The organism is Paenibacillus spiritus, from assembly GCF_008710135.1.
GTDB classification, from domain to species: domain Bacteria; phylum Bacillota; class Bacilli; order Paenibacillales; family Paenibacillaceae; genus Paenibacillus_AQ; species Paenibacillus_AQ glufosinatiresistens.
Window position 1 is genome coordinate 13,607 of record NZ_VYKK01000012.1, and the last position, 21,743, is coordinate 35,349.

The 21,743-nt window shown below is 60.2% G+C and carries 16 protein-coding genes; 11 read left to right on the top strand and 5 right to left on the bottom strand.

Annotated elements, in window-relative coordinates; all coding sequences use genetic code 11:
- Nucleotides 1–100 precede the first annotated feature (100 nt).
- The 5 genes from F4V43_RS09180 to F4V43_RS09200 all read left to right on the top strand — a co-directional run bounded on the left by F4V43_RS09180 (nt 101) and on the right by F4V43_RS09200 (nt 10,050).
- The gene (locus F4V43_RS09180) at nt 101–703 is read left to right on the top strand and encodes a TetR/AcrR family transcriptional regulator (RefSeq protein ID WP_150457952.1); all 603 of its coding nucleotides are present in this window, start codon (nt 101–103) and stop codon (nt 701–703) included.
- 156 nt (nt 704–859) lie between these two features.
- Nucleotides 860–3,214: a YhgE/Pip family protein gene (locus F4V43_RS09185; RefSeq protein ID WP_150457953.1), complete on the top strand. Its 2,355-nt coding sequence runs from the start codon at nt 860–862 to the stop codon at nt 3,212–3,214.
- Nucleotides 3,215–3,550: 336 nt separating this feature from the next.
- Nucleotides 3,551–8,149, top strand: a complete 4,599-nt coding sequence (gene gltB, locus F4V43_RS09190; RefSeq protein WP_150457954.1) for a glutamate synthase large subunit — start codon at nt 3,551–3,553, stop codon at nt 8,147–8,149.
- A gap of 199 nt (nt 8,150–8,348) precedes the next feature.
- Nucleotides 8,349–9,272, top strand: a complete 924-nt coding sequence (locus F4V43_RS09195) for an ABC transporter ATP-binding protein (RefSeq protein ID WP_150457955.1) — start codon at nt 8,349–8,351, stop codon at nt 9,270–9,272.
- Nucleotides 9,256–10,050, top strand: coding sequence for an ABC transporter permease (locus tag F4V43_RS09200; protein ID WP_317983777.1), 795 nt, complete (start codon nt 9,256–9,258; stop codon nt 10,048–10,050). Before F4V43_RS09195 ends, F4V43_RS09200 begins: the two co-directional genes overlap by 17 nt.
- A gap of 96 nt (nt 10,051–10,146) precedes the next feature.
- Here F4V43_RS09200 and F4V43_RS09205 read toward each other — a convergent pair whose 3' ends face one another.
- Entirely contained in the window at nt 10,147–11,235 is a 1,089-nt protein-coding gene (locus tag F4V43_RS09205) for a M23 family metallopeptidase (RefSeq protein ID WP_191089535.1), read from the bottom strand.
- A gap of 150 nt (nt 11,236–11,385) precedes the next feature.
- On the opposite strand from F4V43_RS09205, the gene cls reads away from it, so the two are divergent.
- Nucleotides 11,386–12,822: a cardiolipin synthase gene (gene cls, locus F4V43_RS09210; RefSeq protein ID WP_150457958.1), complete on the top strand. Its 1,437-nt coding sequence runs from the start codon at nt 11,386–11,388 to the stop codon at nt 12,820–12,822.
- Nucleotides 12,823–13,056: 234 nt separating this feature from the next.
- The gene (locus tag F4V43_RS09215) at nt 13,057–13,869 is read left to right on the top strand and encodes a YitT family protein (protein WP_223879842.1); all 813 of its coding nucleotides are present in this window, start codon (nt 13,057–13,059) and stop codon (nt 13,867–13,869) included.
- Between the two features lie 1,381 nt (nt 13,870–15,250).
- Here the strand turns inward: F4V43_RS09215 and F4V43_RS09220 are convergent.
- From F4V43_RS09220 to F4V43_RS09240, 4 genes are all read right to left on the bottom strand, one after another.
- A complete protein-coding gene (locus tag F4V43_RS09220; RefSeq protein ID WP_150457960.1) occupies nt 15,251–15,898 on the bottom strand; it encodes a transcriptional regulator in 648 nt (215 codons plus the stop codon).
- 468 nt (nt 15,899–16,366) lie between these two features.
- A complete protein-coding gene (gene ligD, locus F4V43_RS09225; protein ID WP_150457961.1) occupies nt 16,367–17,260 on the bottom strand; it encodes a non-homologous end-joining DNA ligase in 894 nt (297 codons plus the stop codon).
- A 205-nt stretch (nt 17,261–17,465) separates the two neighbouring features.
- Entirely contained in the window at nt 17,466–18,476 is a 1,011-nt protein-coding gene (locus F4V43_RS09230; RefSeq protein ID WP_223879836.1) for an ATP-dependent DNA ligase, read from the bottom strand.
- A gap of 43 nt (nt 18,477–18,519) precedes the next feature.
- Nucleotides 18,520–19,596 carry a Ku protein gene (locus F4V43_RS09240; protein ID WP_223879837.1) on the bottom strand — a complete coding sequence of 359 codons (1,077 nt, stop codon included), beginning with the start codon at nt 19,594–19,596 and terminating at the stop codon, nt 18,520–18,522.
- A 187-nt stretch (nt 19,597–19,783) separates the two neighbouring features.
- On the opposite strand from F4V43_RS09240, the gene F4V43_RS19700 reads away from it, so the two are divergent.
- From F4V43_RS19700 to tsaB, 4 genes are all read left to right on the top strand, one after another.
- Nucleotides 19,784–19,945, top strand: coding sequence for a hypothetical protein (locus tag F4V43_RS19700; protein WP_191089536.1), 162 nt, complete (start codon nt 19,784–19,786; stop codon nt 19,943–19,945).
- A gap of 17 nt (nt 19,946–19,962) precedes the next feature.
- Nucleotides 19,963–20,148 carry an H-type small acid-soluble spore protein gene (locus tag F4V43_RS09245; RefSeq protein WP_150457962.1) on the top strand — a complete coding sequence of 62 codons (186 nt, stop codon included), beginning with the start codon at nt 19,963–19,965 and terminating at the stop codon, nt 20,146–20,148.
- 224 nt (nt 20,149–20,372) lie between these two features.
- Entirely contained in the window at nt 20,373–20,861 is a 489-nt protein-coding gene (gene tsaE / locus F4V43_RS09250; RefSeq protein WP_150457963.1) for a tRNA (adenosine(37)-N6)-threonylcarbamoyltransferase complex ATPase subunit type 1 TsaE, read from the top strand.
- Nucleotides 20,851–21,723 (top strand): tRNA (adenosine(37)-N6)-threonylcarbamoyltransferase complex dimerization subunit type 1 TsaB, encoded by an 873-nt coding sequence (gene tsaB, locus F4V43_RS09255; protein WP_150457964.1) that lies wholly within the window; start codon nt 20,851–20,853, stop codon nt 21,721–21,723. Before tsaE ends, tsaB begins: the two co-directional genes overlap by 11 nt.
- The last annotated feature ends 20 nt before the right edge of the window (nt 21,724–21,743 follow it).

Consider the following 21,743-nt stretch of genomic DNA (forward strand, 5'->3'; position numbering starts at 1 on the left):
ATGAATGACCAAATGACCAAAAGCGTAAATTGGTCAGTTTTTAATCCCGGCTCCTGCGGCCCGTCGGGCTTGAGGAGCGAAGAAAGGACGTGCGCGGTTAATGGCAGTGGTAGACCGAAGGAAACAGGTGCTTCAGGCGGCGGCCAAGTCGTTCTCGCTGTTCGGGTACAAGGCAACCACCATGGATCAGATCGCCCGGATCGCCAACGTCGGCAAAGGAACGATCTACACGTTCTTTGCGAACAAGGATCAGTTGTTCGATGAGATCCTTCATACGGTCCTGGCAGAGATGAAGGGGATCGCGGAGCGCGAAATTCAGCGCGACAAGCCGTTCTTCGACAACCTGCACCGTGTCCTGGACGCTCTCCTGGAATTCCGGGACGAGCATGAGCTGTTCATCAAGCTGTCGCAGGAGAACCGGGAGGTGGGAACGCCGCAAGCCCAGGAAGGACTCGACAAGATCGAGAAATTGGTGCTGGGCTACATCGAGCGGGAGGTGGAGCACGCCATTCGGCAGGGAGAGATCAAGCCGTGCGACCCCAAAGTGGTCTCACTGGTCATGTTCCGGCTCTATGTGGTGCTGACGGCAGAGCTCAACAAGCTGAATGCGCCGCTGGACAAGGAGCAGATCAAGACGTATTTTCACTTGTTTCTGGCTGAGGGGCTGGAAGCGCAGAGAACCGGGGTGACGCAGCAGCGGTAAGCCATAAGCGCAGCCGCCCCCGGCTGAGGAGAGCCGTTACGGCGCTTTTTTTGTCGCTTTGACTGACTGAATGGGGAAAACGGTCAGTTGGTGTTGCTGAATAACAATTTTTCCCTAATAGAAAAGCTTCATATAAGATAAGGAGAGAAGACCAGAATGAAATCATTATCCGTTTTTGCCAAGGATATGAGGGCGGCGTTTCGGAATCCGAAATTGTTCATCCCGATGCTGGTGGTCCTGTTCATTCCGGTACTCTACAGCGGTCTGTTCTTGAAGGCCTTCTGGGACCCGTACGGCAAGATGAACGAGCTTCCCGTCGCCGTCGTCAACCAGGACAAGGGAGCCCAGTATGAAGGCAAGCAGCTGGACGCCGGCAAGGATCTGGTAGAAGAGCTGAAGAAGACCGACGGGTTCCAATGGAACTTTGTCAGCCGCGAAGAGGCCGAAGCGGGCCTGGACGACAACAAGTACTACATGGCAATCATTGTGCCGGAGGATTTCTCGTCCAAGGCGACCACGCTGCTGGATGAGCATCCGACGCCTGCACAGATCGTATTTGAACCGAATGCGGGCTACAACTTCCTGTCGGCTCAGATCGGAACGACGGCAGTGAAGGATATCCGCACGAAAGTATCGGAAAAAGTGACCGAGGCCTACACCGAATCGGTCCTCGACAAAATCTCCGAAATTTCCGGCGGCTTGGGAGAAGCCGGAAGCGGCGCCTCCAAGCTTGCCGACGGAGCCGGCAAGCTGGACGAGGGCGCAGCCAAGCTGCACGACAATCTGCTGGTGCTGACGGACGGAGCGGGCAAACTGCTGGACGGGGTCCAGCCGCTCACCAAGGGCGTCAGCGACCTGAACAACGGCGCCGCCCAGCTTAAGACCGGAAGCGGCACGCTGGCCTCGGGTCTGCAGCAGCTCTCGGCTGCGCATAAGCAGCTGGCCGCCGGCGTCAACAGCGCTTCGGCAGGCAGCAAGAAACTGAACGCCGGCCTTCAGCAGTCGCTGACCGGCGCCCAGAAGCTTCAAGCCGGAACGCAATCCGCCGTAGAAGGCTCGGCGAAGCTGCAGACCGGCGCCCAGTCGGTAGCCGCAGGCGCCGACAAGCTGGCGACCGGCCTGAACTCGGCCGTGGAAGGCAGCGGGCAGCTCGCAACGGGGCTTAAGGCTTCTTCCGATGGCAGCGCCAAAGTGGCCGATGCCGCGAAGAGCCTCTCCCAGGGCCTTCAGGCTCTGGCGCAGTCCAATCCGCAGCTCGCGGCCGATCCGAACGTACAGAAGCTGGTCGCCGGCGCGGCGGCAGTGGCTCAGGGCAGCGCACAAGTCTCCCAGAGCCAGCAGCAGCTCTCCGCAGGCGCAGCGGCGCTTCACTCCGGCTCGCAGCAGCTGGCCGAAGGCGCGAAGAGCCTGAACGCCGGCTCGAAGCAGCTGGCAGCGGGCATTGACAGCCTGCACAGCGGCGCCGTGCAGCTCAACACCGGCGCGGGACAGCTCGCGCAGGGCCAGAAGCAGCTCTCTGCCGGCGCGTCCGAGCTGACGGCAGGCTTCACGAAGCTGAATGCCGGCATGACCCAGTTCGGAACGAAGCTGGGCGAAGCGGCGGCAGGCGGCTCCAAGCTGGCCCAGGGGGGCGCAGCGCTTGAAGCCGGAACCTCCAAGCTGCTGAGCGGCGCAGGCCAGCTCAGCGGCGGAATCAGCTCCCTTGCAGACGGTTCGCAGAAGCTGGCCGATGGAGCCGGGGAACTGAAGACCGGCGCCGACCAGCTGAAGGACGGCTCCAAGGAGCTGGCGACGAAGCTTGGCGACGCCGCTACACAGACGGCGAACGTCAAGAAGACCGACGAGATGGTCAGCATGTTCGCCGAGCCGGTTCAAGTCGAGACCAAGACGCTTAATGCAGTGCCGAATTACGGAACAGGCTTCACTCCGTACTTCCTGTCGCTCGGTCTGTTCGTTGGCGCGCTGATCTGCACGATTGTGGTGCCGATGCGCGAGAGCGAAGCCGAAGGCGCAACCCGGTTCAACCGGTTCATGAGCCGGACGCTGACCTTCACAGGCATGAGTCTGATTCAATCCCTGCTGGCCGCCCTTATCGTTCTCTACGGCCTGAAGCTGGAGGTCCACAGCAAGCCGCTGTTCTTCCTCTTCACCTTCGTAACGGGCCTGACCTTCATGTGGATCATTCAGGCGCTCGTGACCTGGCTGGATCAGCCTGGCCGCTTCGTAGCCATCGTCCTCCTGATCTTCCAGCTGACGACCAGCGCCGGCACCTTCCCGCTGGAGCTGATTCCGAACTGGATGAAGGGCCTGAACCCGCTGCTGCCGATGACTTACAGCGTTCGCGGCTTCAAGTCGGTTATTTCCACCGGCGACTACAGCGCGATGTGGAGCGACCTCGGCATTCTGGCGATCTTCGCCGTCGGCTTCCTGGCGCTTACACTCATCTACTTCCTCACCCGCAACCGCGATACGCAGGCCGGTGTGAAAAGTGAACAAGTTATGAATGTATAATTGAACAAGATTCGACAAGATAAAAGCGTCCCTTCGGGGGCGCTTTTTGATTTGCATTTATAATGAAAGCGTTTTAGACATGTGAGATTCTGCCCGAAGTTGGTTTTAAACGCTTACATTGCATAAGTCCTTATTCGCAAGTAATGCATAAATATTCATTGTATAGATTTTTTAAGCTTTTGCCCATTAAAGCTGTGTCGCAAAAACGGTTGTTAATCAAACTCATAAAAAACTTTAAATTGCGCTCATGTTAGGTCGATGATAAAATGATATAACCAATCTTCAACTGAATAATTATTAATAATGCCCCACTTTATTATAGAAAGGTTGCGTACGATGAGACATACCGAATTGCCGCCCAAACAAGGCCTTTATGATCCCCAGTTTGAGAAAGATGCTTGCGGAATGGGCTTTGTGGCCCATATTAAAGGGAAGCCCTCGCACGATATCGTCCAGAACGCCCTGACGATGCTGATCAATATGGAGCATCGCGGCGGGCAGGGAAGCGAGCCGAACTCCGGCGACGGCGCCGGCATCATGATTCAGATTCCGCACCGCTTCTTCTCGGCAGAGGCGGCGGCGCTCGGGTTTGAACTGCCGGAACCGGGCCATTACGGCGTCGGCATGATCTTCCTGTCTCACAACGAAACCGTCCGTGCCGCGCACGAAGCCATTCTGGCGAACATTGTCGCCGAGGAAGGCCAGACGCTGCTCGGCTTCCGCGATGTGCCTACCTTCGATGAGATGCTGGGCAAGACCGCCAAGGCGGCCAAGCCTTATGTACGCCAAGTGTTCATCGGCCGGTCCGAAGATCTTCGGGACGAACTTGCCTTTGAACGCAAGCTCTATGTAATCCGCAAGCGGGCCGAGCTTGCCATCCGCTACAAAGCCGAGGTGGAAGAGGGCGAGTCTTTCTATCTGCCCAGCCTGTCCTGCCGCAAGATCGTCTACAAGGGCATGCTGACCACCGAGCAGGTCGGCCAGTTCTATCTCGATCTTCAGAACGAAGCTTTTGAATCGGCCATTGCGCTTGTCCACTCCCGCTTCAGCACGAATACGTTCCCGAGCTGGGAGCGTGCCCATCCGTACCGGTTCATGATCCATAACGGCGAGATCAATACGCTGCGCGGCAATGTGAACTGGATGCATGCCCGGCAGTCGCTCTTCAAGAGCGAAGTGTTCGGCCAGGACCTGGAGAAGATCAAGCCTGTCATCAATCCGGACGGTTCTGACACAGGGATGTTCGACAATACGTTTGAATTCCTGTATCTCAGCGGGCGTTCGCTTCCGCATGTCGCCATGATGATGGTGCCGGAGCCCTGGAGCAACCATGAGACCATGGACGAGAAGAAGAAGGCATTCTATGAGTATCACAGCACGCTGATGGAGCCGTGGGACGGCCCCGCCGCCATGGGCTTCACGGACGGCATCCAGATCGGCGCAATTCTTGACCGCAACGGGCTGCGCCCGTCGCGCTATTATGTAACGAAGGATGACCTGATCGTGCTGTCCTCCGAAGCGGGCGTCCTGGATATTCCGCCGGAGAACGTGCTCTACAAGGACCGCCTGAGACCGGGCCGCATGCTGCTGGTCGACACGAAGGAAGGCCGTATCATTTCCGATGAGGAAGTGAAGGCCAAGATTGCGTCCGAGCATCCGTACCGGGATTGGCTCGACGAGCATCTCATCAGTCTGGATGAGCTTCCGGACGCGCCGGAACTGCCGAATCCGAAGCATGACAACGTCCAGCAGCTGCAGCAGTCCTTCGGCTATACGTTCGAAGATCTGCGCAAGGTGCTGGAGCCGATGGCCTCCACGGGCGCCGAAGCGGTGGGTTCGATGGGCTATGATGCGCCGCTTGCGGTGCTGTCCGACCGTCCGCAGCGTTTATACAACTATTTTAAACAAATGTTCGCCCAGGTAACCAATCCGCCGATCGACGCGATCCGCGAAGAACTGGTCACCTCGACGACGACAACAATCGGCCCGGAACGCAACCTGCTGAAGCCGGAGCCGGAGAGCTGCCGCCAGATTGCGCTGGATACGCCGATTCTCTCAAATGAGGATTTCGCCAAGATCCGCCATGTTCGCCGTGCCGGCTTCAAGTCGATGACCATCCCGATTCTGTTCCCGGCCGAGCTGGGCGCAGAAGGCATGCGCCTCGCGCTGGATCGTCTGAACGAAGCGGCGGACCGCGTAATTGAGAAGGGCCATAACATTCTGATTCTGTCCGACCGCGGCGTAGACAAGGACAATGCGGCTGTACCGGCGCTGCTGGCTGTCTCCAGCCTGCACCACCATCTGATCCGTCAGGGTACGCGTACCCGGGTAACGATCCTGCTGGAATCCGGAGAGCCGCGTGAAGTGCACCACTACGCGCTGCTGCTTGGCTACGGCGTCAGCGCCGTGAATCCGTACCTGGCCTTTGAGAGCCTGGATGACATGATCAGCCAGGGACTCCTGCGCGGCATCTCGCATGAGAAGGCGGTCAAGAACTATATCAAGGCGGCGACGAAGAGCGTCGTCAAGATTCTGTCCAAAATGGGCATTTCGACGATCCAGTCGTACCGCGGCGCCCAGATCTTTGAAGCGGTCGGACTTAAGGCGGAATTCGTAGACCGTTACTTCACCTGGACGCCGTCCCGAATTGGAGGCATCGGCCTCGAAGAAGTGGCTGCCGAAGCGCTGTCTCATCACAGACGCGCCTTCTCCGAGAAGGACGGCACCGACAAGGTGCTCGATTCGGGCGGTGAGTACCAGTGGCGCAGCGACGGGGAAGAACATCTGTTCAACCCGCAGACGATTCATCTGCTGCAGCAATCCGTACGGAGCGGAGATTACGGGCTGTACAAGAAATACGCGGCGCTTGTCCAAGGCGAGAGCCAGAAGCATATGACCCTGCGGTCGCTGCTGCAGCTTAAGCCGGCGGGCGAGCCGGTTCCGCTGGAAGAAGTCGAGCCGGTGGAAGCGATCATGAGACGCTTCAAGACGGGAGCCATGTCGTTCGGCTCCATCAGCAAGGAAGCGCATGAAACGCTGGCGATTGCCATGAACCGCATCGGCGGCAAGAGCAACACCGGCGAAGGCGGCGAGGACCCGGCGCGCTTCATTCCCGATGCCAACGGCGACTCCCGCCGCAGTGCGATCAAGCAGGTCGCGTCGGGCCGCTTCGGCGTCACGTCGAACTATCTGGTGAACGCCGACGAGATTCAGATCAAGATGGCGCAGGGCGCCAAGCCGGGCGAAGGCGGACAGCTTCCGGGCCGCAAGGTGTATCCTTGGGTCGCCGAGGTCCGCGGCTCGACAGCCGGCGTAGGTCTGATTTCGCCTCCGCCGCATCATGACATCTATTCCATCGAGGATCTGGCGGAGCTGATCTATGATCTGAAGAATGCCAATCCCCGTGCCAATATCAACGTCAAGCTCGTATCCGAAGTCGGCGTAGGCACGATCGCCGCAGGCGTTGCCAAGGGCCGTGCCGACATCATCCTGATCAGCGGCTATGACGGCGGTACCGGCGCATCGCCGATGAACTCGATCCGCCATGCCGGTCTGCCCTGGGAGCTGGGGCTTGCCGAGACGCATCAGACCCTGATGCTGAACAACCTGCGCGACCGTGTGGTTCTGGAGACGGACGGCAAGATGCTGAGCGGCCGCGACCTGGCGGTTGCAGCCCTGCTGGGGGCCGAGGAGTACGGCTTCTCGACGGCTCCGCTCGTGGCGGTCGGCTGCATCATGATGCGGGTCTGCCAGATGGATACTTGTCCGGTGGGCGTAGCCACGCAGAATCCGGAGCTTCGCCGCAACTTCACCGGCGATCCGCAGCATGTGGTCAACTTCATGACCTTCGTGGCCCAGGATCTCCGCGAGATCATGGCCAGCCTCGGCTTCCGCACAATCGAGGAGATGGTAGGGCGGACGGACTGCCTCGATGCGGTTCAGGCTTCCTACCACTGGAAGAAGAAGGGTGTGGATCTATCGGGACTGCTGCACACGCCGGAGCTGCCGGAAGGCAGCACCCGTCACCGCACCAAGACCCAGAACCACGGCCTGGAAGAGACGCTCGATATGTCTCAACTGCTCGCCATCGCGGCTCCGGCCATCGAGAACGGCACGGCTGTCGAAGCGTCGCTGCCGATCACGAACGTCAACCGCGCCGTCGGAACGATTCTGGGCAGCGAAGTGACGCGCAAATACGGAGCGGCCGGTCTGCCTGAAGATACGATCCGCCTGAACTTCAGCGGTTCGGCCGGGCAGAGTCTGGGAGCCTTTGTGCCGAAGGGAATTACGATTACGGTTGAAGGCGACTCCAACGACTATGTCGGCAAGGGATTGTCCGGCGGCAAGCTGATCGTGAAGCCTTCGCCGCAGGCTACTTTTGCCGCAGAAGAGAATATTATTATCGGCAACACGGCGTTCTACGGGGCAACCGGCGGAGAAGCCTACATCAGCGGAATTGCCGGCGAACGCTTCGCAGTCCGCAACTCCGGCGCGAAGGTCGTTGTCGAAGGCGTGGGCGACCACGGCTGCGAATACATGACCGGCGGACGCGTAGTCGTCCTGGGCGGAACCGGCCGCAACTTCGCGGCGGGAATGTCGGGCGGCATTGCCTACGTCTACGATCCGGACAACAGCTTTGTCGGCCGCTGCAACCTGGAGATGGTCCTTCTGGAACGTGTCGAGGATGAAGAAGAGGCGCAGGAGCTGCAGGACATGATTGCCCGTCACGCCGAGCTGACCGGCAGCGCCCTGGGAAGCCGTGTGCTGGCGAACTGGCAGGAGAACCTGCCAAGCTTCGTCCGTGTCATTCCGAAGGACTACAAGCGGATGTTGAGCCAGATTCGCAAGGTTCAGGAGACCGGCCTTACCGGCGAAGCCGCGCTGATGGCCGCTTTTGAAGCGAACATGAGAGAGCTGGCCCGCGTCGGCGGCTGATCCGAGGAGAGAGGGCCTTAAAGCCGAGACAGGAGAATCGCAGCAATTCCGTAAGGATTGCTGCGGTTTTTTTCTTTTTTCTGGAACCTCATGGCGGAATTCCTCGTAACAAGAGTGGCGATGCAGGGTTGAGGCTCTGCTTGGCCGTCTAAGGAGAGGAAGAAGAATAAGACACACAGAGAGGGGAGTGAGCGGAGACATGCAGCACGCAGAAGAGAACAGGCAGTTCGTAGCCCAACTGAAGGGCGTGACCAAGAAGATCGGCTCGAAGACGCTGGTCAATGGTCTTACCCTGGATATCCCGAAAGGACAGGTGTTCGGATTTCTGGGTCCCAACGGCGCCGGCAAAACGACGACGATCCGCATGATGGTTGGACTGATCTCGATTACCGAGGGAGACATTCTGATCGACGGGCAGAGCATCCGCCGGAACTTCGAGCAGGCGATCACCCGGATCGGAGCTATTGTCGAGAACCCGGAGATGTACAAGTTTCTGACCGGCTACCAGAATCTGCTTCAATACGCCCGCATGGTCAAAGGGGTCGACAAGAAGCGGGTAGACGAAGTGGTGGCGCTGGTCGGACTCGGGAGCCGAATCCATGACAAAGTCAAGACCTACTCGCTCGGCATGCGCCAGCGGCTGGGCGTCGCCCAGGCGCTTCTGCACCGGCCGAAGCTGCTGATTCTGGACGAGCCGACGAATGGCCTCGATCCGCAGGGCATCCGCGAGCTGCGCGATTATCTGCGCCGATTGTGCCGGGAGGAAGGGACGACAGTCTTCGTATCCAGCCATCTGCTGTCGGAGATGGAGCTGATGTGCGATACGGTCGCGATTATTCAGAACGGTCATCTGGTCGATGTCCGGTCGCTGAAGGAAGAGGAAGGCGCAGCTGAAGCGGCCCGCAATATCCGGTTCGAAGTGGACCGTCCCGAAGAAGCCGCAGCGCTGATCGGCGGTACAGCCGGAGCGGAAGGCGTTACCTTGTCCGCTGCAAGAGCCGATATCCCGGAACTGAACGCAAGGCTGGTCCATGCCGGCTTCCGGGTGTATGCAATCCGCGAGTTGACCGTGTCGCTGGAAGATCAATTTTTGCAAATGACCGGAGGTGAGGGCATTGGGTAATTTTGCATCGCTGCTACATAACGAGAATATCAAAGTCTACAGCCGTATCCGGACTTGGGTGATGCTGGCGCTGCTTGTACTGCTGGGCATTGCGCTTCCGGTTCTGTTCTATACAGCGAGCGACGTCGGGAACCGGCCGGGCCGCTGGGAGAGCTTCGAGATGACGATGAGCGTCCTGTTCTTCCTGAACTCCATCTTTACGGTCATTATCGCTTCGGATATGGTCGCAGGGGAATTCTCTTGGGGAACGATCAAGCTGCTGCTGATCCGTCCCTGGAGCCGTTCCAAAATCCTGCTGTCCAAATATTTGTCAGTCGTGCTGTTCAGTCTGCTGACGACGGTGCTGCTGGCGGTATTCGCCCTAGGAACCTCGTTTCTGCTGTTCAAGACCGGAGATATTACCAGATACACGAAGGGCGACTGGACTCCGGCAACCTACATGCTGACGAGCATAGCCTGCTCCTATGTGCAGTTGTTCATCACGGCGGCGCTTGCCTTTATGGTGTCCAGCGTGTTCCGGGCCAGCGGGCTGTCGATTGGCCTGTCCCTGTTCCTGATCTTCGCGAATGGAATCATTATTGCAATCTTTAACCCGGACCATTACAGCTGGGCCAAATACCTGCTGTTCAACCACTTGGATCTGCAAATGTACATGAACTCGAGTACAGGCCCCGGAGGCGTAACAATCGGCTTCTCGGCCGCGGTTCTGGCGGTCTACTACCTGGTCTTCATGCTGATCTCCTGGCTGGTCTTCTCCAAAAGAGACGTGGCGGCCTAAACAGCGGCCCCATCCGGTTCCGTCCTTTACACCCGCTCCAGACCGACTGCCGGTCTTGGAACGGGTGTTTTGGTGCTGTCCGCCGTTTCGATACGCTCATGGTCCGGCGGCGTCCAGATAGGCGAGCGGATTCACGGGCGTATTCTTCTTCTCGACCTGAAAATGCAGATGCGGCCCTGTGCTCCTTCCAGTGCTTCCGAGCCGTCCGATCACCTCTCCCCGGTGGACTGCGGCTCCGGCCTTGACCTCCACACGGCTCAGATGCATATACCAGGTATGCAGCCCGTTGCCGTGGTCCAGTACAAGATACCGGCCACGAGATGGATTCTCTTCCGCCTGAAGCACTGTGCCGTCCAGTGCGGCGAAGACGGGATCGCCCGCATTCCCGGCTATGTCCAGGCCGGAGTGAAAGGCGGAGGTGCCGTTGAACGGGTCGGTACGGGTACCGAAGCTGGAAGAAATGATCCGGGACGGCGTCGGCCAGACCGCAGAAGCGGTCCGGTTCTTCTGTTCCAGAGCGGATTCTCCGGCGGCCACGGCGGCAGCCATGCGGTTGGCCACCTCGTCCAGAAGGAGGCGCAATTCCTCCAGATCGTCGCGGACTTCGCCAAGCTTCCGGCTCTCTTCCGTCTCGTAGGCGGCTGTATAGCTTCCGGTCTCTGCTGCGAAGCCGGCAGAGACCGCCGGCAACCGGGCGCTGAACGAGCCGATGCGGACGATTACCTGCCGGGCGGTATCCGGGGTCTGCCCCGCCATCCCTTCCGGAGCTTCATGGGTGGCAGGGAAATCCGCCGGACGGGTATCCCCGGGCGATTCTTCGGCGCCCGTGATCTTTCCCAGCCGTTCTCCCAGCCCGTCCATGCGTTCCAGGCCGGCGCGAAGCCGGGAGCATTCCTGCGACAGATCGCTTACCTCTGCGCGCAGGGCAGCGAGTCTCTGATCCTTGCCGGCCGATTGGGCAGTGAGCAGCCGGTTCTCCAGCTCCAGAGAGGCGGCCTGAGACTCCAGACGGTGCATGGCGGCTTCGGCATGGTAATGCATAGAGGTAACGAGGCTGGATATCGACAGCACAGCGGCGGCCGGGAGGATGACCGCCAGCGAGCGGCTGATGCGGAACTGCCTGAGCGGACGATCGGCGTCCCCCAGAATGAGTAGCGTTATGGGCGAAGAAGGAACAGACTTCATGGCGGCTCCTTTCTGGCGTATGCGGCTTGTATTAGTTATGTATTCCGTTCCGCTTCCGCTCATGCCACCCCCCGGCTGAATAAAGGAGAGCGGATTCGGCAACACCTGTATATACCGGACGGAGGCACCGAGACACGGGAGGCATGGGACATGACAATTCTTGCACTTCTTCTCATATGGCTATGGATTCAGCTTGCAGTCGTGTTTCTGGTGGAATACCGGCGGCCGGAGCGGGCAATATCTTGGATCTTCCTGATCCTGATCTTCCCGCTGTTCGGCTTGTTCCTCTATGCGGCGCTGGAATGGCCCTACCGGCGGCGGGGACACAGACTGCGCCGGGCCCGGGAAGAGCGGAAGCGAGCAGCCGGGAGCGAAACGCTTCCGCTGCGGATGCTCACGGCTCCGGCGTCCGGGGGAACGGGAAATCCGGGCCTGGATGGCTGCCCGGAACTGCTTGGCCCGCTGCTGCGGCTCTGCGGCAACCCGGTCACCAGGGGCAGCGCCAGCCGCGTGCTGCCGTCGGCGGAGACGGCATATGACCGGATGCTGGAGGCGATAGAGAGCGCACAGGAGCATATTCATCTGGAGATGTACATTATCCGGGATGACGGGTCGGGGAAGCAGTTCCGGTCCGCGCTGATCCGCAAGGCGCGGCAGGGCGTCAAGGTAAGGCTGCTGCTGGATGGCACCGGGTCCCGGAAGCTGGGCCGATCCTTTCTGGACGGGCTTCGGGCAGCAGGGGTCAAGGTTCATCTCTTCCTGCCGGTCGCGCTGGCTCTTCCGGCAGGGGCGGTCAATTACCGCAATCACCGCAAAATTCTGGTGGTAGACGGGAGCATTGCTTTTACCGGCGGACTGAATATTGGCGATGAATATCTCGGGGGAGATCCGAAGCTGGGCTGCTGGCGCGATACATTTCTGGAGATGACCGGAGATGCAGTCTATGCTTCCCAGCGCGTCTTTCTTCGGGACTGGAGGATCGCCGCCGGCGAGCAGCTTCTTCATCCCCGTCTGTTCCCGCCGCACGGGCTGAAGGGCGGAGAAGCGGTCCAGATTGTTGCGAGCGGACCCGATCAGGATTTGCAGGCGCTGCCGGCTCTGTTATCGGCGGCCTTCTCTGTGGCGAAGTCGCGGCTGTGGATCGCGACGCCTTATTTTGTACCCGATCAGGCGCTGGCGCTTCAGATCAAGACGGCTGTGCTGAAAGGGGTGGACGTCCGAATTCTTCTGCCGGGCGTTGCCGACGGCAAGCTGGTCAAGTACGCAACCTTATCGAAGGTGGAAGAACTTCTGGATGCGGGGGTCCGTTTCTACCGGTACCGCAAGGGTTTTCTGCATGCCAAAGTATGGATCATCGATGAGACGGCGGCTTCAGTGGGCAGCGCCAATCTGGATATGCGAAGCCTGTATACGAATTTCGAGCTGATTGCGCTGCTGTTCAGTCCCGAACGAATCGGAGAATTGGCCGAAGCGTTCCGGCAGGATCTGGAGGACAGCGAGCCGATAGAGCCGGAGCGGTTCCGGCAGCGGCCGTTCAAGGATCGGCTTAAAGAAGAGATTTGCGGACTCTTAGCCCCGCTGCTGTAGAGAAAGATGGGAAACTTCAACAATTATGCTGAAAACGAGCTTTTTCAAGCTTATTTAGCCTTTAATTCGAATTTACGGGGGGAAGTGTGATATAATTAGTTGTGTACACAATTAATCTGGTGATATAGGGGGAGTTCTATGGCTATGAATCCACACACATTTACAGAAGGCAACCGCGTAAGGCCGCAGAAATCAGGAGCCGTCAAAAAGGCCCTTTTCGCGCAGCGGATCGTAATGATGACCATCGGGGCGGCTATGATGGCCGTTGCTCTTGAAATTTTCCTCGTACCCAATTCATTGATCGACGGCGGGATTACAGGCATCTCCATTATCCTGTCGCATATTTTCGATATCCCTTTGGGTCTTCTGCTGACCCTCTTAAATTTACCCTTTCTTGTTATCGGCTATAAACAAATCGGCAAAACCTTCGCGCTGTCCACGCTGTACGCTGTCGTGGTCATGTCCATCGGCACTCAGCTGCTGCATCCTGTGAAACCTATTACCGTAGAGCCGCTGCTGGCCGCCGTCTTCGGCGGAGTGATTCTGGGCGTCGGCGTCGGACTTGTGGTCCGTTACGGCGGGTCTCTGGATGGTACGGAAATCGTCGCGATTCTCATATCCAAGCGTCTGCCGTTCTCGGTCGGCGAAGTCGTTATGTTCTTCAACTTTTTTATTCTCAGCGGAGCCGGGTTCGTATTCGGCTGGAATAACGCCATGTTCTCTCTTATCGCTTACTACATTGCATTCAAAATGATCGATGTTACGCTCGAAGGCCTCGACCAGTCCAAATCGGTCTGGATTATCAGCGACAAGTACCGCGATATCGGCGAGGCGCTGACGGAGCGGCTGGGCCGCGGCGTCACCTACCTCGAAGGCGAGGGCGGCTTCTCGGGCGAGAACAAGAAGGTGATTTTCGTTGTCATCACCCGCCTGGAAGAAGCCAAGATGAAGGCCATTGTGGAGGACTGGGATTCCGACGCCTTTGTGGCGGTCGGCAATATCCACGACGTCAAGGGCGGGCGGTTCAAGAAGAAGGCGATTCATTAGCGCTGCGGGCAGCCTGATGAATGAGCGGGTCGAAAGGTTTGGAGGCTGGGCGGTGCCGCGGCCTGAGAGGCGCGGTGGCCTGGCAGGCGCGGAGGCTTGAGAGGCGTGCAAGCCGAGAGGTGACGCGGCCCGGCAGGCGCACAAGCCGTGAGGTGAATGGGCCAAAAGCGAGCGGATCGAGAAGCGCGCAGGCCGAGAGGCGAGCAAGCCGAGAGCGAACGGATCGAGAGACGAGCAGGCGGAGAGGCGAGCAAGCCGAAAGCGAACGGCTCGAGAGGCGAGCAGGCCGAGAGGCACGCAAGCCGGGAGCGGGCGGCTCGAGAGATGAGTAGGCCGAGAGGCGAGCAAGCTAAGAGGCACGCAAGCCGGAAGCGGGCGGCTCGAGAGATGAGCAGGCCGAGAGGCGAGCAAGCTAAGAGGCGCGCAAGCCAAGAGCGGTGGAAGCGGGCGGCTCAATAGAACGACCAAGCCCGCGGTCTCGCAGCCCGCGGGCTTGGTCGTTCTCCGTGGGTGGGCCGGCAAAATCCGCCTGGAGCGCCCGGTAGAACGCGCACCTCCAGTATGCGGATGCATCACATAGGCCCGCCGGCAACGCCTCAAGGCACGGGCGTCTCGAATGGTGCGGACCCTCGCCGCATCACGATCTGCTGCCAGTGCCGCCTGTCTCGCTGCCCGCACACCTGTCTTGCTGCTGGACCGCTGCTGTTCAGTAAGCCTATTGTGCAGCAGCGCCCAGTACCAAGAATTTCGTCGACTTATTCTCCTTACAAAGGCGCATTGCTTGTCCCTTATCCTGCGATCCCTGTACACTGCGGACACAGGAGACGCTATTTAGCCCAAAAACGCCATAAAATGTGAGTCAGCGGACATGAGAAACCTTATTCCGGTACTACGTCCTGAAACCGGGCCATGAGTAGAGGAATAAGGTCTCCTGTGTCCGCATACCCGTATAATTCGGCATTTTAGAGCAAAATAAGGTCTCTAGTGTCCGGATGATCAGTAGACTCTCGTCAAGAATGCGACTAACCTCCAATTCTAAGCAACTCACATTACTTCATACGACTAGGTGCTACCTCCATTAACAGAGCACTCGTCACCACTACTCGGAACTACTCCGAACTACTCCGCACTACTCCGCACTACTCCGCGCTACTCCGCACCACTGGGCACTACTCCGCACTACTCGGCACTACTCCGCGCTAATCCACACTACTCGGCACTACTCGGCACTACTCCGAACTTCTCAGCCTACTCCGCACTACTCCGAACTTGGGCATTACTCGGCACTACTCCGAATTACTCAGCATTACTGGCCACTACTGGTATCACTAAGCTGCCCTACATCATGGGCACTAGGCTGCGCTACTTAGCCCACCCGGCACTACTCGGTCAGCCGATAGGTGCGAATGCGCTCGCTGCCGGCAGCCGCTTCTACGAGCTGGCGCTCTCTCAGGCGCTGGAGGATACGCCGCGCATGCCGGTTCGTTACGTTCAGATGCAGCGCAAGCTCGCCCGGCGCAAAGGGCCGCAGCACTCTTCGGGCGTACCGCAGCGTCTCGGCTTCCAGACAGGACAGAGAGAACCCGGGGCCTGAAGCCACGAATCGGCCGATAAAAGCGAGGATTAGCTGCTGGCACAGCTTGGGTTCATCGACGATGGAAGGATAGGCAATCGGCAGAAAGGTCCAACCGTCCAGCGCAAGCAGGCAGTGCCTGCGGCACAGATCCTTGAACCGGCGGACATCCAGATCGCGCGCATGCGATCCATAGCCTTGAATTTCAATGCCGCCCTTGCAGCCGTGGGGCATGTACGCAAGGTCTACATAGCGGTATCCTCCCTGAAAATCACGCACCTCCCATTCCGCATGCAGATGCTCCAAATTCCCGACCGCCGGAAACCATACGCGCCGCAAAAATTCCACGGTTCCGTGACCCAGCCCCCGCTCAAGAAGTTCCCTGCGCCGCAGATTGTTCTCGGCGTCCAACTGCCGTTCCAGCCATAACTCATACTCCGTCTCGAACTTCGGCATTCCCTCTGCTCCTCTCCGTTTCAACCGATCCCAGCCGTTCAAATTGTCCGCAAAAAAGCCGCTCCGGCTTCCGCCCCCCGGCCTATGAATACCGGGTGGGGTCGCTCAAAGCGGCGTGTGCTTCACGTCTGTCTCCTACCGATTATACCTGCCGGAAAGCCCCGGCACAAATCCTGGGTCCCGGTGCAACCGCTCCGTGCCTGCATAAAGGCATGCTTATGCCCAGATGGTGCGCTGTCCTTCCGGAGCATTCTCGTATATAAACGTCGCCGTTCACGAAGCGTATTTTGGCTATTTTGGCTCTTAATGCAGCGGTGCATCGCGGAATTCCTGTACTTGCCTGCTATGCCCTCATGGAGCAAGCCTCGTAAGTTCTGTACCTTGACAGTACGTTTCCGTGCTCTTTAGCCTTCTTGCAGCTTCCGGAAATTTCCCGTTCTCTCCCTAACCCTAACCCTAACCCTAACCCTACCGCCGTCCCTTCAACGCCCGGATCACCAGCTCGACCGGCTGCGGCGGAAGAGTCGCCAGAAGATCGCCGACGGAGGCGAGCCGGGCTTCGATATTGAGCAGATGGTAGTCGAGCGGGGAGACGTTGCGGCGGACCTCCTCCCAGGTCAGCGGGGTGGAGACGGTCGCCCGGGGGCGGGCGCGGGGAGTGTAGGGCGCAGCGAGCGTTTTGCCTCCGTAATGCTGGAGATAGTCGAAGTAGATGTTGTCGCCGCGATGCTTCTTGAGCCGTTCCAGCGTGAACAAATGCGGATGCTTCTCGGTAACGAACCGGCCGAGAAAGTGCCCGATCTCCCGCAGCTCGTCAAAGGTGATGCCCGGAGAGATCGGCACGATAATCTGGACGCCGGTGGCTCCGGAGGTTTTGGGGACGGAGGCCAGGCCGAGCGAGTGCAGCGCCTCCCCAACGATGGCCGCGGCTTCCATAATCCGGGGCTCGACATCGCGGGACGGATCGAGATCAATCATCCACTCGCAGGGGAGCGGGCTCCCCGCCCGATGCAGGGAGGGATGGAACTCCAACGCGGCCTGATTGCCGAGCCAGAGTAGGGAGGGCAGACTGTCCAGAATCATATAACGGATACCCTCATGCAGATAGGTGGAGATATAATCCGGCCTAGGCTCGGGGGCGTTCTTCTGGTAAAAGGACATGCCGCCCTCCCCATGCGGGTAGCGGATCACCGTCAGGAGCCTGCCTTCGCAGTAGCGAAGCAGGTAAGGCGCGAGCGCGGCCAGTTTTTGCAAATACATGGCTTTAGTGATACCCATCTCGGGCCAGAGAGGCTTGTCTGGGTTAGTAATGTCAACGGTGTGTCCGTTGATCTCGATCGAGCCTTTTACTCCGGTCGGCATGAGTGATTCCTCCTTACAGACAAGGATGCGATAAACGCGGAGCACCGCCGTTCACTGCCGCGGGCAAGAAGAACCGGGCAGCAGCAGCGCCGGAGACGCCGCGGGTGGAAGAACCGAGCAGCAGCGCCGGAGACGTCGTGGGTGAAGAACCGGGCAGCACGCCGCCGGAGAGCCGCGGGTGGAAGAACCAGGGGGCTATAGGTTCCTAAACCAGCGGCCCCGCCGGACCTGGCCGTTGGTCCAGCGTACAGGCGGAAGGCGGCAGCTCCATCCGGCACTGGATGACCGGCTGGCGCATGGTTCCGGAAGCATTCCATTCCAGGAAGTGAAGCTTGAATACCAGCTCGGGCCGGACCCACATCGCTTTCCCTTTGGCGCGGGCGGGCGGGGAGGCGAACGGCATACGGTCGGCGGCCATGGAATGGGCAAGCGCGGTCAATTCGCGCCAATCGGCTGCGGTCAGACGCCCGGATCCGGCGTCGCCGATGTAATGCAGCCGGCCGGCTTCGTCGTACAGGCCCAGCAGCAGAGCGTTGACGATTCCGTCGCGGAAGGTAACGCCCCCGGCGACCGCTGTAACGTCGGAGAGCAGCTTGATCTTGCGCCAGCGGGCATCCTTACCGCCCGGCGCATAGCGGCTGCCGAGGTCTTTGCAGACGATGCCCTCCAGCGACTGGCTTCGCGCAGCTTCGAGCAGACCGGCCCCGTCCGGGTAGCTCGGGACGGCCTGCACATGCGGGTGAGGACGAAGCGTCTCCTGCAGAATCTTCTGGCGCTCCGCGAGCGGCCGGTCGGTCAGCCAGACGCCGCCGCGGTACAGAATATCGAACACCATGTAGATGACCTGCACCTGGCGGGAAGCGGAGCGGATAGAAGCCTCCGTCCGCGCCCCGTCCCGCCGCATCACTTCATGAAAAGAAGGCTTGCCTCCGCTCATCGCGATAATCTCGCCGTCCAGAATAACCGAGTCCGCCCGGCAGTAGGCGGCAATGTCGGCCAGCTCCGGATACTGCGCCGTTCGCCGGTTGCCCCGGCGGTTGACCAGTTCCGCGCCGTTTCCGTCCCGGCAGGCCAGCATGCGGACGCCGTCCCATTTAATCTGGGCGATCCACTCGGGGCCCTGGGGAGGAACTTCTGCCAGAACGGGCTCGAACGGCTTGACGGCTGGAAAAGACAAGACACCCGCTTCCGCAATCGGCGTCTTGGGCATAGCCATTCTCCTCCTCTCCGATTCGGACGATCCCGGGTTCCGGGCGCCCTTATGAAATGGTCTTCTTCGCTTTGCTGCTCCGGCGCTTCGGCGTCTTGGGCGCGATTACCGGCACACTGGCGCCCGTACTCGCGCCCGGGGCAGCCTGCGCAGCGTCAGCGGCCCCCGGCTGCGCGGCTCCCGCCCCGGCATCCGCCCCGGCAGCCAATCCCGCCGCACCTGCTGCTGCGCCTGTTGCCGCACCTGCCGCTGCGCCGGCCGCCGTCCGTTTGCCGGCGCTCCGGCGCTTGGGTCCGGCGGCTCCTGCTGCGCCGCTTCCCGCGCCGGCCGCCCGTCCCGGATCGGTCGGAATGGCCGGGGCCTGGGCCGCTTCGATGCTGGCCTGAAGGGCGGCCATCAGGTCGATGACGTTGCTCTCCTGGCGGGCTGGCGCGACATGGAATTCCTCGCCAGCGACCTTCGCAGAGATGAGGTCCAGCATCCGCTGACGGTAATCGTCGGTATACTTGCCGGGCTCGAACGGGGTGGAGAGCTGGTCAATCAGCATTTTGGCCATATCGAGTTCCTTGTCGTTAACCGCCCGGGCCTCCGGCAGACCGGGAACCTGCGAGACCGGACGGACCTCGTCGGGGTAGAAGATCGTCTCGATCGCGAGGCACTCGTCCAGCACGCGGATCGCGGCGAGACTGCTTTTGGAACGGATGGAAATCTTGGCGATTCCGATCTTGCCGGTCTGCCGCATCGCCTCCATCAGCAGCAAATAAGCGCCCGAACCGGCCTGGTCGGGAGACAGGTAGTAGGTCTTCTGAAAATAAATCGGATCAATCTCCTTCAAATCGACAAAATCCAGAATGGCAATGTTCTTGCTGCTCTCCTCGGTCAGCTGCTCCAGTTCTTCCTTGTCGAACAGGACGAATTTGCCCTTCTCGTACTCATAGCCCTTGCCAATCTCTTCCCAGCCGACCTCCTTGTCGCACACCGGGCATTTGCGCACATAAGAGAGCGGACTGCCGCATTCCTTATGGATATAGCGCAGCGAAATATCCTTATCTTCGGTGGCCGAGAACATTTTGACCGGGACATGGACCAGACCGAAGCTGATCGCCCCTTTCCAGACGGTATGCATGACGTACAACCTCCTCTGCTGTTGATGGTACGGGCACGTGCCGTGCGCTTCGGCTTAGTATATCCGGACCCGGGGGGCCGTTAATCCTGCGAATACCCGAGCCGGGGCGGGGAAAGACTAGAAGGCATCCCGCTTCTTGCGCAGGCAGGAGGCGATCGACGGCCGGGCGGCCGGGAGAGGAAGGCGTATGAGCCGGGAGGAAGAGCTGATGCCGGGCATTCCGGCAGGTCTGGTCGACTGGGAGGCGCTGACGGCGCCGGAAGACGAAGCCGATGAACCGGAAGCGATGCGGCTGGACGCGGAGGATACGATCGGCGAACCGGAGGACGATGATGATTTTTATCCATAAATAAGGAGGGGTCAACAATGGATGTGCAGCGTGCCCAGGATATTCTGAATTCGCGGGATAACATCGCGGTGAAGCTGGACGGCGAGCCCGTCTGGATCGAGCAGGTGGATGCGGCGAACGGCATGGCGACGGTGCAGGTCGGCTCCCGGCCGACCAATACGCATACGGTCGGCGTAGACCGGCTGGAGGAAGAGAAAGGCTGAAACGAAGAATGAATTGAGATGCCTTGGGAGAAGCTTGGCCCCAAGAGACAAGAGAGGCTCTGTCCGGACACAGGGCCTTTTTGGTGCGCCGCAAGCTCGCAGAGCAGGACAAGGCTGTCTTAACGCGGTTTCCTTGCGGCTTAGAGGGCATCCCGATATAATAAGATGAATGTTCCGTATAGAGGAAGAAGCAGTTATTTTACAGGCAGGGGTGGGAAATCGCCATGGAGAAGAGCAGCTATACGGCGGCTTCCGGCGGTCCGGAGGATACGGAGCGGCTGGCTGCGGCGGTGGCCGATCTGGCGTTCCCGGGCTGTATCATCGGCCTCGACGGCGATCTGGGCGCAGGCAAGACCGCGTTCTCGCAGAGCTTCGCCCGCCGTCTCGGCGTGCGCGGCGTCGTCAGCAGTCCGACCTTCACCATTATTAAAGAATACGCGGGACGGCTTCCGCTGTATCATATGGATGTGTACCGGCTGTCGCCGGAAGAGGCGGACGAGCTGGGACTGGAGGAATACTTTTACGGGGAAGGCGTGTGCCTGGTGGAGTGGAGTACCCTGATAAGGGATCTGATGCCCGCCGAGTGTCTGCGGATCGCCATCGAGACGACGGGACCGCAGGAGCGCAGCATTACGCTGACCGGATACGGAGAAGCCCATGCGGAGATTTGCCGCAGTCTGACAGAGAATGGAGCAAGCAATCATGAATCATGATAAAAGCGAGCCGCGCAAGCGGCTTTTGGCGCTGGATACGGCCACGGCCGTGCTCGGCGTATCCGTGACGGAGAACGGGCGGACGCTGCATGAGATCAACGCGGCCGGCGAGCGGAACCATTCGGTGCACCTGCTGCCGCTGATCGGAGAGGCGCTGTCCGCGAGCCGCACGTCCGGCCCGAAGCTGGCCGGGATTGCCGTCGGCATCGGCCCGGGCTCCTACACCGGAACCCGGATCGCGGTTACGGCGGCCAAGTCGCTGGCCTGGGCCTGGAAGGTGCCCGTCTGCGGCGTATCGACGCTGCACGCCCTGGCCTGGTGCGGCTGGAGCCGGGCGGCCGGCCTGGACGGCGGACGCCGGTATTCCGCCGAACCGCGGCCTGAAGCGCTGGCGGAACCCGCGAATGCGGCCGCCGCGTACTGGATCGTGCCGATGCTGGAGGCGCGCCGGGGGCAGACCTACACGGCGCTGTTCGCAGCCGGCGGAGACCGGCCGGCAGGAGCGCCGCCACAGCGGCTGGCACCGGACGCCATCCGGCTGACGGCGGACTGGCTGCCGGAGCTCGCCGGGATGCTGCGGGACGCGGAGGCTTCCGGCACCGCGCCCGGGGCCGTCTGGTTCGTCGGCGAGCCGCAAAAGCATACCTCGGCGGAACAGCTCGCCCCGCTCGAAGGGCTGGCGCAGGCGCAGGCGGTTCCCTGCGAGCTGGAAGGCCGCTGGGTCGGCCTGCTCGGAGAACTCCGGCTTCTGGAGCAGCCGGAGGGCGAAGACGTTCACAGCCTGATTCCGAACTATACGCAGCTGTCGGAGGCGGAGGCCAATCTCCGCCGGGCGGCGGCCAAGGAGGCCGGGAATACGTGAGCGACGAAGAGCTGGTCTTC

Excerpts from the sequence above, each read along its gene's own strand:
- F4V43_RS09180 (WP_150457952.1), top strand. The coding sequence starts at position 101 with ATGGCAGTGGTAGACCGAAGGAAACAGGTGCTTCAGGCGGCGGCCAAG.
- F4V43_RS09185 (WP_150457953.1), top strand. The coding sequence starts at position 860 with ATGAAATCATTATCCGTTTTTGCCAAGGATATGAGGGCGGCGTTTCGG.
- gltB (WP_150457954.1), top strand. The coding sequence starts at position 3,551 with ATGAGACATACCGAATTGCCGCCCAAACAAGGCCTTTATGATCCCCAG.
- F4V43_RS09195 (WP_150457955.1), top strand. The coding sequence starts at position 8,349 with ATGCAGCACGCAGAAGAGAACAGGCAGTTCGTAGCCCAACTGAAGGGC.
- F4V43_RS09205 (WP_191089535.1), bottom strand. The coding sequence starts at position 11,235 with ATGAAGTCTGTTCCTTCTTCGCCCATAACGCTACTCATTCTGGGGGAC.
- cls (WP_150457958.1), top strand. The coding sequence starts at position 11,386 with ATGACAATTCTTGCACTTCTTCTCATATGGCTATGGATTCAGCTTGCA.
- F4V43_RS09215 (WP_223879842.1), top strand. The coding sequence starts at position 13,057 with ATGATGACCATCGGGGCGGCTATGATGGCCGTTGCTCTTGAAATTTTC.
- F4V43_RS09220 (WP_150457960.1), bottom strand. The coding sequence starts at position 15,898 with ATGCCGAAGTTCGAGACGGAGTATGAGTTATGGCTGGAACGGCAGTTG.
- ligD (WP_150457961.1), bottom strand. The coding sequence starts at position 17,260 with ATGCCGACCGGAGTAAAAGGCTCGATCGAGATCAACGGACACACCGTT.
- F4V43_RS09230 (WP_223879836.1), bottom strand. The coding sequence starts at position 18,476 with ATGGCTATGCCCAAGACGCCGATTGCGGAAGCGGGTGTCTTGTCTTTT.
- F4V43_RS09240 (WP_223879837.1), bottom strand. The coding sequence starts at position 19,596 with ATGCATACCGTCTGGAAAGGGGCGATCAGCTTCGGTCTGGTCCATGTC.
- F4V43_RS19700 (WP_191089536.1), top strand. The coding sequence starts at position 19,784 with ATGAGCCGGGAGGAAGAGCTGATGCCGGGCATTCCGGCAGGTCTGGTC.
- F4V43_RS09245 (WP_150457962.1), top strand. The coding sequence starts at position 19,963 with ATGGATGTGCAGCGTGCCCAGGATATTCTGAATTCGCGGGATAACATC.
- tsaE (WP_150457963.1), top strand. The coding sequence starts at position 20,373 with ATGGAGAAGAGCAGCTATACGGCGGCTTCCGGCGGTCCGGAGGATACG.
- tsaB (WP_150457964.1), top strand. The coding sequence starts at position 20,851 with ATGAATCATGATAAAAGCGAGCCGCGCAAGCGGCTTTTGGCGCTGGAT.